At 40.0% G+C, this 15428-nt stretch carries 18 protein-coding genes and 1 pseudogene; 12 read left to right on the top strand and 7 right to left on the bottom strand.

Annotation, left to right across the window (positions count from 1 at the left end; all coding sequences use genetic code 11):
* Positions 1 to 4 precede the first annotated feature (4 nt).
* Positions 5 to 310: an AzlD domain-containing protein gene (locus tag PQ478_RS16005; protein ID WP_012959797.1), complete on the bottom strand. Its 306-nt coding sequence runs from the start codon at positions 308 to 310 to the stop codon at positions 5 to 7.
* Position 311: 1 nt separating this feature from the next.
* Entirely contained in the window at positions 312 to 1013 is a 702-nt protein-coding gene (locus PQ478_RS16000) for an AzlC family ABC transporter permease (protein ID WP_289234834.1), read from the bottom strand.
* Between the two features lie 118 nt (positions 1014 to 1131).
* On the opposite strand from PQ478_RS16000, the gene PQ478_RS15995 reads away from it, so the two are divergent.
* The 4 genes from PQ478_RS15995 (at position 1132) to PQ478_RS15980 (ending at position 5817) form a co-directional block, all read left to right on the top strand.
* Positions 1132 to 1698, top strand: a complete 567-nt coding sequence (locus tag PQ478_RS15995; RefSeq protein ID WP_075681155.1) for a helix-turn-helix domain-containing protein — start codon at positions 1132 to 1134, stop codon at positions 1696 to 1698.
* A gap of 36 nt (positions 1699 to 1734) precedes the next feature.
* The gene (locus PQ478_RS15990; protein ID WP_289234833.1) at positions 1735 to 3483 is read left to right on the top strand and encodes a sensor histidine kinase; all 1749 of its coding nucleotides are present in this window, start codon (positions 1735 to 1737) and stop codon (positions 3481 to 3483) included.
* On the top strand, positions 3476 to 4210 hold the full coding sequence (locus tag PQ478_RS15985) for a LytR/AlgR family response regulator transcription factor (protein ID WP_289234832.1): 735 nt from the start codon (positions 3476 to 3478) through the stop codon (positions 4208 to 4210). The genes PQ478_RS15990 and PQ478_RS15985 overlap by 8 nt, the downstream gene beginning before the upstream one ends.
* Before the next feature lie 158 nt (positions 4211 to 4368).
* Complete coding sequence (locus PQ478_RS15980) at positions 4369 to 5817, top strand: carbon starvation CstA family protein (protein ID WP_022628586.1); 1449 nt, start codon at positions 4369 to 4371, stop codon at positions 5815 to 5817.
* A 149-nt stretch (positions 5818 to 5966) separates the two neighbouring features.
* Here the strand turns inward: PQ478_RS15980 and PQ478_RS15975 are convergent, their stop codons facing one another.
* The 5 genes from PQ478_RS15975 to PQ478_RS15955 form a co-directional block, all read right to left on the bottom strand.
* The gene (locus PQ478_RS15975; protein ID WP_012959791.1) at positions 5967 to 6566 is read right to left on the bottom strand and encodes a YkzI domain-containing protein; all 600 of its coding nucleotides are present in this window, start codon (positions 6564 to 6566) and stop codon (positions 5967 to 5969) included.
* 159 nt (positions 6567 to 6725) lie between these two features.
* Entirely contained in the window at positions 6726 to 7181 is a 456-nt protein-coding gene (locus PQ478_RS15970; RefSeq protein ID WP_289234831.1) for a GNAT family N-acetyltransferase, read from the bottom strand.
* Positions 7182 to 7359: 178 nt separating this feature from the next.
* A complete protein-coding gene (locus PQ478_RS15965) occupies positions 7360 to 7587 on the bottom strand; it encodes a DUF3813 domain-containing protein (RefSeq protein WP_012959789.1) in 228 nt (75 codons plus the stop codon).
* Positions 7587 to 7724 carry a hypothetical protein gene (locus PQ478_RS15960; RefSeq protein WP_012959788.1) on the bottom strand — a complete coding sequence of 46 codons (138 nt, stop codon included), beginning with the start codon at positions 7722 to 7724 and terminating at the stop codon, positions 7587 to 7589. The genes PQ478_RS15965 and PQ478_RS15960 overlap by 1 nt, the downstream gene beginning before the upstream one ends.
* A 71-nt stretch (positions 7725 to 7795) precedes the next feature.
* Positions 7796 to 8605, bottom strand: a complete 810-nt coding sequence (locus PQ478_RS15955; protein ID WP_012959787.1) for a Cof-type HAD-IIB family hydrolase — start codon at positions 8603 to 8605, stop codon at positions 7796 to 7798.
* A 149-nt stretch (positions 8606 to 8754) separates the two neighbouring features.
* On the opposite strand from PQ478_RS15955, the gene ctaG reads away from it, so the two are divergent.
* From ctaG to argD, 8 genes and pseudogenes are all read left to right on the top strand, one after another.
* A complete protein-coding gene (gene ctaG / locus PQ478_RS15950) occupies positions 8755 to 9672 on the top strand; it encodes a cytochrome c oxidase assembly factor CtaG (RefSeq protein WP_075681152.1) in 918 nt (305 codons plus the stop codon).
* Between the two features lie 18 nt (positions 9673 to 9690).
* Positions 9691 to 10281 carry an SCO family protein gene (locus PQ478_RS15945; RefSeq protein WP_289234830.1) on the top strand — a complete coding sequence of 197 codons (591 nt, stop codon included), beginning with the start codon at positions 9691 to 9693 and terminating at the stop codon, positions 10279 to 10281.
* Positions 10282 to 10406: 125 nt separating this feature from the next.
* A complete protein-coding gene (locus tag PQ478_RS15940; protein WP_289234829.1) occupies positions 10407 to 10604 on the top strand; it encodes a hypothetical protein in 198 nt (65 codons plus the stop codon).
* A gap of 18 nt (positions 10605 to 10622) precedes the next feature.
* A pseudogene (locus tag PQ478_RS15935) lies at positions 10623 to 10937 on the top strand (redoxin domain-containing protein); the annotation flags it as partial.
* A 156-nt stretch (positions 10938 to 11093) separates the two neighbouring features.
* Positions 11094 to 12131, top strand: coding sequence for an N-acetyl-gamma-glutamyl-phosphate reductase (gene argC / locus PQ478_RS15930; protein WP_075681144.1), 1038 nt, complete (start codon positions 11094 to 11096; stop codon positions 12129 to 12131).
* Positions 12132 to 12144: 13 nt separating this feature from the next.
* The gene (argJ, locus tag PQ478_RS15925; protein ID WP_435521042.1) at positions 12145 to 13380 is read left to right on the top strand and encodes a bifunctional glutamate N-acetyltransferase/amino-acid acetyltransferase ArgJ; all 1236 of its coding nucleotides are present in this window, start codon (positions 12145 to 12147) and stop codon (positions 13378 to 13380) included.
* Between the two features lie 13 nt (positions 13381 to 13393).
* Positions 13394 to 14179 (top strand): acetylglutamate kinase, encoded by a 786-nt coding sequence (argB, locus tag PQ478_RS15920; protein ID WP_289234828.1) that lies wholly within the window; start codon positions 13394 to 13396, stop codon positions 14177 to 14179.
* Between the two features lie 13 nt (positions 14180 to 14192).
* Positions 14193 to 15350 carry an acetylornithine transaminase gene (gene argD / locus PQ478_RS15915; protein ID WP_075681139.1) on the top strand — a complete coding sequence of 386 codons (1158 nt, stop codon included), beginning with the start codon at positions 14193 to 14195 and terminating at the stop codon, positions 15348 to 15350.
* The last annotated feature ends 78 nt before the right edge of the window (positions 15351 to 15428 follow it).

Here is a 15428-nt window from a genome sequence, read left to right as displayed (position 1 = left end):
AGATCTAAAAAATCAGGGTCAAGGTCATGAGCATGAGGATGCTGCTTAATACAACAATAATTAAATTAGCTCCAAGATAGGCAGCTGTGATAGCTGTTAGTGCCCCTATTAAACTGAATAACACATTTTCATGGGCGGTTAAAATACCAGGAAATATGAGTGCTCCTAAGGCGGCATATGGTACATTTTTTAAGATAGCTTGAAGCCAAGGAGGAATCGGCAGGGAATCCATGAACGTCAATGGGAGCATTCTTGGTATATAGGTTACGATTGCCATCCCAGCTATAATAACAAGCATAGTCATATTCATATTAAGAAACTCCTTTCTTTGGACGTATGTATTCAATGGCTGTTGAAGCGATTAATGTAGCTAAGATAATTGACCAACCGCTTGGTATAAATAAAGAAAGGAAACTGTTCAGGATTGCAGCACTGATTGCAAGCCACACTATTTTTCTTTGCTTTTTAAGGGAAGGGATTAAAAGGGCGATGAACATGGCATAAAGCGCAATCGCCATGCTTTCTTGGAGGGACTGAGGCAGCGCAGACCCCATGAGATAGCCAACTCCTGTATTTAAAACCCAGCTGGCATAGGCCATGACAGCCACACCTATAATAAATCCTGTCTTCACCTTCCCTTCCTGCGTCGAGGTAACAGCGAACACCTCATCTGTCAGCCCAAAGGAATAAATGGCTTTAGTAAGCGGGTGGGCATTTTCAACTTTTTCATTGACTGAGGCGCTCATAAGTAAATGACGGATGTTAACAATAAAGGTCGTAAAAATAATTTCAAACGCACCTGTTCCAATCGCTATTAAATTTAGAGCCATATATTGTGCCGCCCCTGCAAAGACGAACATACTCATAGCCATTGATTCAAAAAAGCTTAATCCAGTACCTTTCGCTAATAACCCGAATGTAATCGCAGCAGGTAAATATCCGATCGCGATACTTGTGCCGGCTAAAAGTCCGCGTGAAAATTCAGTTTTTTCTTGAGTGAGTATTGAACTCATATTGATCTCCCCTACTATTAAATGATCATGGTACACTTGTTACAAAAGTTACTCTCAAAATGTATGTTATGTTATATGATTGTATGTTATAAAATACATTTGCACAAGGAGATTTTTGATGGAGAAGGAACAGTTATCGAAATTAATTGGAGTTCGTTTAAAGGCTTTAAGAGTAGAGCAAGGATACAGCCTAGATCATTTAGCGCAAATCACAACTGTTAGTAAACCGATGCTAGGTCAAATCGAAAGAGGTGAATCGAATCCTACGGTAGGGACTTTATGGAAAATTGCTAAAGGGTTGAATGTTTCATTTACATCTTTTCTTGAGGAAGAACAGGACGCAGTGACCGTGGTAAAAAAAGAAGAGATAGAACCACTTACAGGCCATGATGAAGCGTTTAAAGTGTATCCACTGTTTCCAAAACCTCTACATAAGCCATTTGAATTATTCTCATTCTCATTAGCTAAGGACAGTTCATATGTATCAGAACCTCATCAAAAAGGAGTAGAAGAGTATTTAGTGGTAGAAGAGGGGAATTTAGAGTTAACGGTCGGGAATCAACTTTATCAGTTGAAAAAGGGACAAGCGATTCATTTTAGAGCAGATGATATTCATGCCTATAAAAATACAGATGTAGAAGATGAGTGTATCGTAACGATGCTGATCTACTACCCGCCTAAATAAGTGGATAGGTTAAGCAGATGAAAGGAAGTGAGTGTTATGTGGGAATTGTTATTAGTCATGCTAGAGCGGCTCGGAATCATTGTAACAGTTGCCTTCTTAGTTACTCGCTTTCGTTTTGTCCGTAATATTATTGAAGAAAAAAATGTCTCGTCGATTCAACGCCTTCACTTTATTTTGATGTTCGGTTTGTTTGGCATCATCGGCACTTATACAGGTTTAACCATCAATGCTGAGGAAGGGGTCTACACGAGGTGGACGCTTTCTTTAACTGATGATGAAGCAATTGCCAATGCGAGGGTGATCGGCATTGTTGTTGCTGGACTCTTAGGTGGGTGGAAGGTAGGTATCGGCGCGGGGTTGATTGCCGGTATTCATCGTTACACCCTTGGAGGATTCTCTGCTTTGGCTTGTGCGATCTCTACAGTCTTAGCAGGTTTAATTGCGGGATATTTCTATAAGAAATACCGTAATCATCGGATGGTCTCGTGGAAGAATGCCTTATTAATAGGAATGCTAGCTGAAGCTGTTCAAATGTTGATTATCCTGCTTATTGCAAAGCCTTTCTCGGCTGCTTGGGCGCTGGTCTCAAGCATTGGCGTACCGATGATTATTGCAAATGGAATCGGTACGGCTATTTTCATCTTAATTATTAGAAATGTGATAAACGAAGAAGAAAGAATGGGGAAGCTTCAAGCAGAACGTTCGTTTAAACTGGCTAATCAAACGTTAAAGTATATGCGCAAGGGGCTCAATGAGAGCTCTGCTAAAGCAGCATGTCATATTTTATTTAAAGAGATTAATGTTGCAGCAGTTTCGATCACAAACCACCAAACGGTGCTCGCTTATGTAGGCGAGGAAAATGGGAATGAAAAACAAGAAATTAAAACGAAAGCCACAAAAGAAGTATTAAAAACAGGGGAATGGAAGCTTGCTGATGCAAGGGATATGGAAGGTTTAAATGTACGAGAACCGCATCATTCGGCCATTATTGCCCCGCTGATCCAAAATGAGAAGCCGGTTGGTACGTTAAAGCTGTATTTTAAATCAGAAAAAGAAAGAACTCCTACTACGATCGAGCTGGCAAAGGGATTAGCTGAATTATTAAGTCAGCAATTACAGCTGGCTTATGCAGATGATCAGTTAAAACTCGCAAAACAAGCAGAAATTAATGCACTAGAAGCACAAGTCAATCCTCATTTTCTATTTAATGCTCTTAATACGATTGTCTCATTAATAAGAACGGATCCAAACAAGGCAAGAAAGCTGCTTATATCCTTATCTAAGTTTTTTAGACAAAACTTAACTGGAATCCATGCCAAAGAGGGAACGATAAAAGAGGAATTAAACCATGTGAAGGCTTATTTACAGATTGAGCAGGCAAGGTTCAGTGATCGATTGGAGGTTTATTACGAAGTATCAGACTCTCTTATGCATGTTACAGTTCCTCCAATGACCTTGCAGCCTTTAGTGGAAAATGCGATGAAACATGGGTTGAAGGATAAAGTGGGACATTGCACGCTTGTTATCCGTGTGTATCAACATGAGCATTTTGTGTGTATAGATGTTGAAGACAGCGGGGTAGGAATATCTGAACAGAGACAGAAAGAACTCTTTACTCAGCCTGTTCAATCTGAAATTGGGACAGGAATTGGTTTATACAATATGAAAAGAAGACTTGAAATGATGTATGGAAGCCATTTTGAGATTAAGGTTAAGAGTGAGGTAGAGCAGGGAGCCACGTTTACTTTATGTATAAATCAAGAAAGGGACGAGTCTAATGACTAAAATTAAAACGATGATTATAGATGATGAACCGCACAGCAGGGATGAGCTCAGTCATCTTTTGAGTGAGCATAAAGATATTGAGGTTATTGATCGCTGCACTGATGCTCAATCTGGATTAGTCTCCATAATGAACAAAGAGCCTGACCTCGTTTTTCTTGATATAGACATGCCTAAAATAAATGGTCTAGAGCTCGCTTCCTCTTTAAATAAATTAAAAAAGAAACCGAAAGTGATTTTTGCTACGGCTCATGAACAATATGCAGCAAAAGCATTCCGAGTACAAGCTTTTGACTACTTATTAAAACCGTTCGATGAGGAGGAGCTAAGTGAGGCGTTAAGCAGGTATAGAGACCAAACGGATGATAAAGAGTCTGATGAGCGGACTATAGAGAGCAGGCTTACCAGGCTTGCTGTAGAGGATAATGAAGAGATCAGCTATATCGACCCGAGCACGATTATATACATGGCAAGAGAAGAAAGGGACACGGTCATTAGAACCAGAGAAAAAGAGTACAGGCTGAGGACCCCTTTAAAGGACTTAAAGCAAAAGTTAGCCGGGTATCCATTTGTTCAAACACATAAAAGTTATCTCGTAAACGCCGCAGAGATTGCAGGTCTCATTCCTTGGTTCAATGGAGCTTATCAAATTAAGCTTAAGGGAGTGAAAGAAGAGATTCCTGCAAGCAGAACATATGTGAGGGCATTAAGGGAGCAATTTGAGTTATAAACCATTCGGAAAGTTACAAAGGTAACGGAGTGAGATGCGTTTTACCCTTAAAAATATACATCTCACTCACAATATTCGACATTTTAAACCGCTTACATGCTCTATAGGGATACAAGCTGATACAATAGCTTCAAGAAAACCTAAAGAGGTGAGCAGAAATGATAACGTTTGCAATATCGATTATTCTTCTAATTATAGGTTATTTCACATATGGCAAGTTTGTGGAGCGGATCTTTGGAGTGAAGCCTGATCGCCCTACACCAGCTTACTCAGAGCAGGACGGTGTGGACTATGTTCCAATGGGTACAAAACGTAATTCTCTTATTCAGCTTTTGAATATCGCTGGAGTAGGTCCAATCTTTGGTCCTATTATGGGAGCGTTGTATGGACCGGTAGCTTTTTTATGGATTGTATTAGGAGCGATTTTTGCCGGGGCTGTACATGATTATTTAACGGGGATGATTTCGATTCGTAATAAAGGAGCTCACTTACCTGAGCTTGCTGGTAAATTCTTAGGGAAAGCAATGAAACATATTGTAAACGCCTTCTCGGTGTTATTATTATTGCTTGTTGGAACGGTATTTGTTAGTGCTCCAGCTTCATTAATTGATAATATCACACCAGGATGGGTCACTTTAGGGATGATTGTAGCTGCCATTTTTGTTTACTATATTATTGCGACGATGCTTCCAATTGATAAAGTTATTGGACGTGTTTATCCGATCTTAGGAGCGTTACTATTAATTAGTGCTTTAGGTATTGGGGGAAGCTTGATCGTAACAGGGGCACCGATTCCTGAATTAACATTAACAAACATGCACCCTGAGGGCTTAATGATTTTTCCTTTATTGTTCTTAACGATTTCATGTGGAGCTTTATCTGGTTTCCATGCGACTCAGTCACCTATTATCTCACGTACCACGATGCGTGAGAAAAACGGCCGCAGCATTTTTTATGGGATGATGATTACAGAAGCCATCATTGCAATGATTTGGGCAGCTGCTGCAATGAGTTTGTTCCATGGCACAGATTTAAGTGCTCTTCTAGCAGCAGGAGGTCCTGGTGCAGTGGTAACTGAAATCTCTATTACGATGCTTGGGGCAATCGGAGGAACACTTGCTATCATTGGTGTTATTGTTCTTCCTATCACTTCAGGTGATACAGCTTTCCGAAGTGCACGTATGATTATTGCAGATTACTTTAAAATTGGACAAAAGAAAGTGATGAATCGTTTTTATATCGCTATTCCGATGTTTGCGATCTCTATGTATTTGACAACCATTAACTTTGATATTTTATGGCGTTACTTCTCTTGGGCCAATCAGTCAACGGCAATGATTGCTCTGTGGGTTGGTGCAATGTACCTTATTTTAGCTCGTAAGTTACATTGGATTGCAAGTATTCCTGCAGCGTTTATGACGATGGTCACGTTCACGTATATTGCCAATGCACAAATTGGATTCGGATTATCAATTGAGGTTTCTTATATGGTTGCGGCGGCAGGCACAGCTGTTGTTATAACCTTATTCACTAAGGCAGCAAAAAAGCGTCTTGGAATGAATATTGAAATTGATGAGCCAGCCGAGGAGAAAAGAGCAGCGGCATAATATCTTAAGCAGATGTTCAAATTAGGTCCTGATAGGTCTAGGTAGGTCCCGAAAAAATGCAAGCACCATGTTGAGATGTGCTTGCTTTTTTCGCTGTCAAAAACAGCGGATAAAGTTGTCAGGCTTTGTCAAAGCGGCTTAGTAAGAGTCTAGAGCAGCTGTTCTACTTGTTCACGTCTTTGCAAAAGTTTCTTTAGTCTTCTTTTATGCGATTCAATTTGCGATTCATCAGCATCGAGCAGGGCTTCATGCAGTTCCATTAGGACATAATCAATCTCTAAGTTCATCATATTATAAATAGTTTTGGGCTCTAGGGATTTACCATCATCTTTGTATTGAATCATAGATCCATTTCTGTTCATCATCACTTTTTCACTCCCATCAATTTCTATCATAGATTCAATGTCACCGGCTTGATACGACGTAATGTAGAGAGGACCATCTGTAACACGTTTGACAATTGCATTTCCGCGTTCGCGTTGAAGTAATTTTTCAAGGGCACTCGCAAGGACGTCATCATAAATGTGAAGACACTCAGCGGATAGGGTTAGAAATTCAGTGTTACGTATGAAGGGAAGTTCGTGAACGGAGTCCTCAAGTTCGATCATTAAATAAATCGTCTTAGAGTCATATCGCCAAAACAGCGAATAATGGTGACTCATCATTCTTTTGATAAATTGATGGAGTGCTGGTTTAGTTAGTTCAATGTATACATCTGAAAATTCAACATCAACAAACGCTTCTCTCATTATCGTCCACACTCCTTTGCGGGCTTACGATAACCAATTTGTAAGGTTGCTACATCATATGTTTAATAGTCAGAAAAAAGAAGCAATTCGCCCAGTTTCTCAAATAAATGGGCATGGGCACAGAAACAAAAAAAACTGATGGGAGTGTACCCCATCAGTTTAAAATCTAAATCCATATCGTTTAGAGACAATATCATAAAAGCCTAATGAATTATAAAGGGCTTTGGTAGCTTCGTTATTAATTCCTGTTTCTAGCTCAATCCCTTTAATATTCTCATTTTCAGCCCAGTAAATAATCTTTAAAAGCAGTTTTTTTGCGATTCCTTGATTACGATGTTCCTTATGAACATAAAGGTCATTCAGCCAAATATAGTGGCCGCCCTTATCCATACTGATTCCCACATTGAAAAATGCCGCTCCCACCAGTGTGTCATCCTTTTCAGCCACAAAAATATGAGCCTTAGACCCTTCTTGTAACGTTAAATGAATGGAAGATAGAAGCTGCTTATACGGATCTTCAGCCCACATAGAATCTACTTGACCCATTAAAAGGTCCGCTATTCTTTGCTGCGTTTCACTATCTGCACTCTTGGGTATTTCATAAACCTTAACCATGTTTTGCTCCCCCTGCACAATTATACGTGTTTGACCATATACATTATCCATTATAGCGTAACATAAAAGAGGGTAGGAGAATAGTAGATACCTAGCTGGTTGATTGTGTTAAATAAAAAACGGCCATTCAAAGTTTAAACCTTTGAATGGCCTTCATTCATAAAGCGGTCTGTTTTTGTTATTCAAACTGCCCCATAGACGTAATGTTTTGCAATTGAGTTTGCATGTGGCCAAGCTGCTCTTGTTCTGCCATTGAGGAATTATGAAACGCGGAATTCAGTGCATTTTTAGCACGTTGAATTTCTTTTTGAACAGCTTCCCTTTGAATATCTGTTTCAGCTGCAAGGGCTAATAACTCTGCACGTGCAACCGCTTCGCGAGCTTCTTGATACAGCATATTTCCCATTACTGCTCACCTCGCTGATTACGCTGGTTGGATTGTTCTCTTTGCTTCATACTTGGTAAACCTTCTGTTTCATTTGCAGGCTGTACAGCATCCTTACCTTGCTGGATTGCACGCTTTGATCTAGAATGTTTGCTCATGTTCATCTCTCCTTTGGACAATGGGATTCACTAATAAGTTGTCCAAACGTAATGGTGAACATGCAGTGGTTTTAGAGATTTAGTGCTTCTTCTAAATATAAGGCAATGCCATCTTCTTCATTTGACTTAGTTGTCGCATTTGCCAGGTTTTTTAACGCATCAATCCCATTTTCCATAGCGACTCCTTGACCTGCAAATTCAATCATCTCAAAGTCATTATCTTCATCACCAAAGGCAATAATTCGATCACGTGGAATACCGTAAAAGTCAGACACTTTCTTCAGGCCGACCGCTTTGTTCATACCAGCCTTAACAATCTCAATTACATTCCAAGGTGCTCCCCATGTTCGTTGATCAATCACTTCTGCATGCGCATCTTTAATTAAATCACGCAATTGTTTTTCATTTTGTTCATTTGGATGGATAAGAATAGCTGTAGGATCATCCCGCAAGATATGAAGTAAATTACCATGATCAACAGGACTTGACCCTGCTGTAAACGTATCAACAAAAACTTTATCAAAGTAACGAAGATAAAAGTCATCAATTACTTCTACCATGATATTGCTGACATCAAATGCTTCGCATGTTTCAATTACTGTCTTAGCCGTGTTTAGGTCAAGAGGTGAATGATAGGTGCCAAAGCTTGAATCTTTCGGATGATGCGTAAAAGCGCCGTTAAAGTTAACAATGGCTGTATCTAGCTGCAGTTCATGATAATACTGCATGCTCGCACGGTAAGGGCGTCCGGTTGAAATGACTACGATATGCCCTGCATCTCTTGCTTTGTTTATCACTTCCTTCGACCGGGAAGAAATGGTTTTTTGATCTGTAAGCAGTGTTCCGTCAAGGTCTAGGGCAATTAGATGTTGATTAGACATAGTTATCTCTCCTTTTATCTCTCACTAAATTAGGTAACAAAATGTCCTTATTCCTCCAAAAAATCTCGTTGCATTATATGATATAGTATTGATGTATACAGTACATGCTGTATGAATTACATTACTCTCCATAAAGGAGGAAGCGCATAATGGAGACATTATTTACTAACTTTGGGGCGCGTGCATTATGGACTCCAGAGTTAATTGTTGTACTTTTAATAGTTGGTGCGATTTATTTTTATATTGTAACCAAAGGGCGTGTCCGTTTTAAGGATGCAGAAGTTGTTCCTTTGAGAAAGAAAATATACTTTTCCCTTGGGTTGATTGCATTATATGTTGGATGGGGAAGTCCACTGTATGTAGCTGGGCATATTATGATTACTTTCCATATGACGCAAATGGTTTTTGCCTATTTTGTAGCTGTACCTCTAATGCTGCTTGGCACGCCTCAATGGGTGTTTACAGCTCTTATAAATAAATTTAAGCACACAGCTCTAGGGCCGGTCTTTAAAATCATATGGAGCCCAATCATGGCTTTATTCTTATTTAACGGACTTTTTTCATTGTATCATGTCCCATTTATGTTTGACACGTTGATGCAGTCAGAGATCCTTCATAGTTTGTATCAGCAAGTTCTATTTATTGCGGCAACGTTAATGTGGTGGCATATGTTAGCGCCGGTTCCTTCTACATCACAGTTATCAGACCTAAGAAGAATTGGCTATATTTTTGCAAATGGTATTCTCATTACACCAGCGTGTGCATTAATTATTTTTGCCCCAGAACCGCTGTATCAAACCTATACAGACCCCAGCGTCTGGGCTTCTGTGATGGCTTATTGTCTGCCGGCCGGTGCAGATGTGCCGATGTCGGTGTTTAGCGGGCCGAACTCATTTGCCTTTTTAGAAACGAGAATGGACCAGCAGCTTGCAGGGGTTCTAATGAAGATCATGCAAGAAATTACGTATGGCTTTACGATTGGGTACGTATTTAAGCAATGGCTGAAAAAAGAGAAACAGCAGGACGGGGCATTAACAATCAGTGATATTCCCGTTCCAAAATCATAATGTGAAAGAGGATAAAAAATGAAGAAATGGATCGTCGTTTTAATAAGCATGTTCTTTTTATCTGGCTGCGGCTGGATTTATGGTATGGGAGGAAACTCCGAATTTGATATTTCAGGCGGTAATTTAGAAATGCCTGAATTTGAATTTACAAATCAAGATGGAGAACCGTTTGGTAAAAGCGATCTTGAAGGTGACTACTGGCTTGCTACGATGATTTTTACCCAATGTCCTTCTGTTTGTCCGACAATGACTCCTAATATGCAGCGCCTTCAAGATGCGATGATTGCAGAAGGGAAAGAAATGAAATTTATTTCATTTACAGTAGATCCCAAACAAGATACACCAGAGGTTCTTCATAAGTACGGAACGAATGTCGGGGCCGATTTTAACTACTGGAATTTTTTAACTGGCTATTCGCAAGAGGAAATAGGTGACCTTTCAAAGGAAGCGTTCGCTGCGATTGTACAAGATGTAGAAGATAGTGATGAGATTATGCATAGTACAAGCTTTTACTTAGTAGACCCAGAAGGAAATGTAATTAGAAAATATGATGGACTGCAAAGCGACCAAACTGAAATCGTAAAAGATTTAAAGGCGACGGTTAACTAAAACGGTTAAGTAAGGCGGTTAACTAAATAGAGTGTTTGGCAAACAGATTAGTTGACTCATCAAAGCCTTTTTCATAAGCTTCTACTAGTGAGTAACTCAAATTGACTGTAAGTGGAGGTGAAAAAATGAAAAACTGGATAAAACGCCGTTCACTTTTATTACTTATTGTGGCTGCGATTGCCCTTATGCTGCAAGCTTGCGGTACACAGGAAGATGGAGAGCCAAGCGGTGAACTTTCTCTTATTAATGAGGATAATCAAGAAGTTTCTCTAACTAATAAAGATCGTGCCACAGTGCTCTTTCACTTCACTGAAGTTGGCTGAGGACTCTGTCAGCAGCAACTAGTTCAGTTGCAGGAGAATATTCATTTATTTGATGATATGGATGCAGATCTATATGCTATTAGCGTAGACAGCCCTGATAATCATAACCGATTAAAAGAAGCTGGTGCTTTTACGTACTCGTTTTTAACAGACCAATCATTTGAAGTGCTTGAAGAAGTCAACATGAAAAATGATGAAATGTCTTATCGCGGGGTAAGTATCTTAGATGAAAATGGTGCTTATGTCTATCATGAAATCAATGATTTATGGGGCGAACAAATTGAAGAGACAGCTGAACGTATTCACGAACAGCTGGAAGAATTAAATAATTAACAGAGAAGCGCGGTTAGATGCCGCGTTTTTTTGTTGTCTAAAGAAGAAAATTTAGATAAATGAAAAATAAAATAAAAATACAGTTGAATTTATTTTTATTCATACTTATAATGGGAAACAAGATAAATGCGAGACGCGGAAATGGAGAGTTGAATTGTGAAGGTTGGAATTATTGGTGCTACAGGTTATGGTGGAGCCGATCTGCTGCGCCTGTTATGGCAGCATCCCGAGGCAGAAGAAATCATCACGTATACATCTTCAAAACAGGATTTGCATATTCATGAATCTTATCCTCATTTAACAGCAATGTATGAACAAAAATTAGAAGAACTTGATGCACAAAAGGTCGCAAGCGAAGTAGATATTGTTTTTCTAGCTACTCCTCCTGGGGTATCAAGTGAATTGACTGCATTATTAGCTCAACACGGAGCTCAAGTCATCGACTTGTCAGGAGACTTGCGATTAGAAGATCCTGATACTTACACGGCTTGGTATAAGCGCCCATCTGCATCTAGTAATCTCTTAAATCAAGCGGTATACGGACTATCGGAATGGAATCAGGCCGAGATAAAAGAAGCTGATATCATTGCAAACCCAGGCTGTTACCCTACTGCGATTTTATTAGGGCTTGCTCCGCTTATTAAAGAAGGGTTGATCGATCCAAACTCAATTATTATTGATGCGAAGTCAGGGACATCTGGTGCTGGCCGTACGCCAAGCCTAATGACCCATTTTAGTGAGATGAATGAGAATTTTAAAGCTTATCAAGTGAATACCCACAAGCATATTCCTGAAATCGAGCAAGTATTGAAGTCTTGGAATGACAAGGCAGGCGCTATTACATTCCAGCCTCATCTTGTTCCGATGGTTAGAGGAATTATGGCAACGATGTATGGAGTCTCCATCAAACCTACTTCAGAAGCAGCGCTCAGAGGATTATACGAAGAAACGTATAAAGAGAGCCGTTTTGTTCGAATAAGGCCAGCTGGGTCATACCCAGCAACAAAAGAAGTATATGGAAGCAACTTTTGTGATATCGGGATCGGTTATGACGAACGAACAAATAGAATAACAGTCATTTCCGTGATTGATAATGTGGTAAAAGGAGCTTCAGGGCAAGCGATTCAAAACTGGAACATTATGAACGGATGGGATGAAGCAACAGGTCTTAATGTGGTGCCAACCTATCCATAAAGGGGTGGATGAAGTGAGTGTACTAAGTAAAGAGGTTCACATATCAAAAATAGATGAAGGCGGTATTACAACGCCAAAAGGCTTTAGTGCTGTTGGAGTTCACACTGGGGTTAAGAGAAAGAGAAATGACCTGGGTGCGATTTTCAGTGACGTTCCTTGCAGTGCAGCTGCTGTATATACATTGAATAAAATGCAGGCAGCACCGTTAAAAGTAACGCAGGAAAGTATTCAAAAAGAGGGTAAAATCCAAGCACTTGTTGTAAACAGCGGTAATGCAAATGCTTGTACAGGTCAGAAAGGCTTAGAGGATGCTTATAAAATGCGTCAATTATCCGCTGTACACTTTGGGATTGAAGATCACCTAGTAGCTGTCACTTCAACTGGTGTCATCGGTGAATTTTTACAGATGGATAAAATTGAAAAGGGTATTACCCAACTTGTACCAAGTTCAACAAAAGAAGCAGCTTATGCGTTTAATCAAGCCATTTTAACGACGGATACGATTCAGAAACATACATGTTATCAAGTATCGATTGATGGGGAGTGTATATCAATCGGGGGGGTAGCTAAAGGCTCTGGGATGATTCATCCTAATATGGCAACGATGCTGTCCTTTATTACGACTGATGCCAATATTGAACCTGATATCCTGCAATCAGCGTTGTCTTCCATTACGAATAAAACCTTTAACCGCATCACTGTCGACGGAGACACGTCAACAAATGATATGGTCGTAGTAATGGCTTCGGGCCTCGCAAAGAACCAGCCGCTCACTCAAAGCCACCCGGATTGGGATGCTTTCTATCAAGCATTAGAAGCAGCATGTGAGGATTTATCAAAATTGATCGCCCGTGACGGTGAAGGGGCGTCTAAATTAATTGAAGTTCAAGTAAATGGGGCTAAAAATGATGAGGAAGCTGGGAAAATTGCCAAACAAATTGTCGGCTCTGACTTAGTTAAATCAGCGGTGTACGGAACAGATGCCAATTGGGGACGAATTATTTGCGCGATCGGTTACAGTGAATGTGACATTAATCCAGATACCATTGATATCGGAATTGGCCCGATTAAAACGTTGGAATCAAGCAGTCCATTAGCTTTTTCTGAAGAAGAAGCGACAGCTTATATGAAGGAGAACGATACAGTCATTATTTCAGTAGACCTTCATGTCGGAGAAGGGTTCGGCAAAGCTTGGGGCTGTGATTTAACGTATGAATACGTCAGAATTAATGCTGGCTACCGGACATAAGGAGGAAGCTGTTATGAAAGATCTTATCATCATTAAATGCGGCGGAAGTACACTTGATCAGTTAACCCCATCATTTTTCAACACAATTACCGATTTAGTGAAAAGCGGTAAGAAAGTGATCATCGTTCATGGCGGAGGACCCCATATCAATCAAACTCTGAATCAATTAAACATCGAATCTACGTTTGTAAATGGGTTGAGAAAGACTACTCTCGATGTTTTGCAGGCAGTTGAGATGGTTCTTTGCGGCAAGGTAAATAAAGCGCTGGTTACCAAAGTTCAACTAGCTGATACATTAGCTGTCGGGTTATCAGGCTTAGACGGCGGACTGATGAAAGTTGAGGCAGTGGATGAGGAGAACTTAGGCTTTGTAGGAGAACCGGTACAAATTAATACGGACCTTATTTATCAATTACTCGACCAACATCTCGTTCCTGTAATAGCTCCAATTGGAATGAATGAAGAAGGTCACCACTATAATGTAAATGCAGATAGTGCAGCGGCGGCGATTGCTAGAGCTACTCAAGCAGAAGAGCTAGTATTTGTAACAGATGTGGACGGCATTTTAAAAGATGGTGATTTGATAGAATCTGCAACCTGTGAAGAAGTTGATCAATTGATTGAAGATGGAACGGTATATGGCGGGATGATTCCTAAAGTAAAAGCCGCTATGAAAAGCTTAACGGGGAATGTGCAATCAGTAACAATCATGAACGGGAAATCAAATCAATCATTATTTAATGGAGATCTAATAGGAACAAAAATTTCAAAATCACTAAGCAATCAGCCGGTGATGTAGAGGAGAGATAAGAATGAGTGCTTTATTTCCTACATATGCTAGGTGGCAGCTAGAACCAGTAAGTGGAGAGGGAGCTCTATTAGTCGATAGCTCTGGTGTGACTTATCTCGATTTTGTAGCTGGTATTGCTGTTTGTAATCTAGGTCACTGTCATCCAAAAGTTAATCAAGCAGTGAAAGAACAAGTCGAGAGTTTATGGCATGTGTCCAATCTATTTCAAATTAAACAACAAGAACAGGCTGCAAAAACACTGACGGATTACAGCGTTTTAGATAAAGTATTCTTTTGTAACAGTGGGGCAGAAGCGAATGAAGCGGCGATCAAGCTCGCTAGGAAAGCAACGGGCAAACATAAAATTCTTAGCTTTCATCAGTCGTTTCATGGCCGTACAATAGGAAGCATGTCAGCTACAGGCCAATCAAAAGTTCATGAAGGCTATGGACCGCTTCTATCTGAATTTGAGTATCTTCCTTACAATGATGAGAATGCCCTAAGCGATGCCGTTGATTCTGAAGTGGCTGCGATTATGGTTGAAGTCATCCAAGGGGAAGGCGGGGTTACTCCAATGACTCAAGCTTTTGCTGATAAGTTAAAAGAAGTGACTGAATTGCACGGATGCTTGCTTATTATCGATGAAGTTCAAACCGGAATCGGCAGAACAGGCACATTGTTTGCTTACGAACAATACGGCTTATCACCAGATATCATTACTGCTGCAAAAGGACTCGGAAACGGGTTTCCTGTTGGAGCAATGCTAGGCAAAGAACATTTAACGCCTTACTTCCAAGCGGGCAGTCATGGTTCAACATTTGGCGGGAATCCTCTAGCGATGGCAGCAGTTAATGCGGTATTAAAAGAAGTTGTGACAGAGAACTTATTAGAAGATGTCACGAAAAAAGGAAAATGGGTCATCAATGAGCTTATCGATTTCAGCAAGAAAGTGGATGAGATCGTTGAGGTACGCGGAAAAGGGCTGATGATCGGGATTGAATGCAAGCATGAAGCAGCGCCATTAGTTGCTGCATTAAGAGAGCAAAAGCTTCTCGTATTGCAAGCTGGACCGAATGTTTTGCGTCTTTTACCGCCATTAGTTGTAACAAATGAGCAATTAGAACAAGCTGTAGAAGCAGTAAAAAATGTGTTTAAATCAAGTACACTTTTGACTCAATAGGTAAGCTGCATAATGCTCTTTTTTTAGAAAAAGAATGTATAAAAATACTATATAAAGAATATTCATTCGATGGATGTG

Source organism: Alkalihalophilus pseudofirmus, assembly GCF_029094545.1.
GTDB lineage: Bacteria > Bacillota > Bacilli > Bacillales > Bacillaceae_D > Alkalihalophilus > Alkalihalophilus pseudofirmus.
The sequence above is the reverse complement of the archived record's forward strand: the minus strand, read 5'-3'. Positions and strand labels throughout refer to the sequence as shown.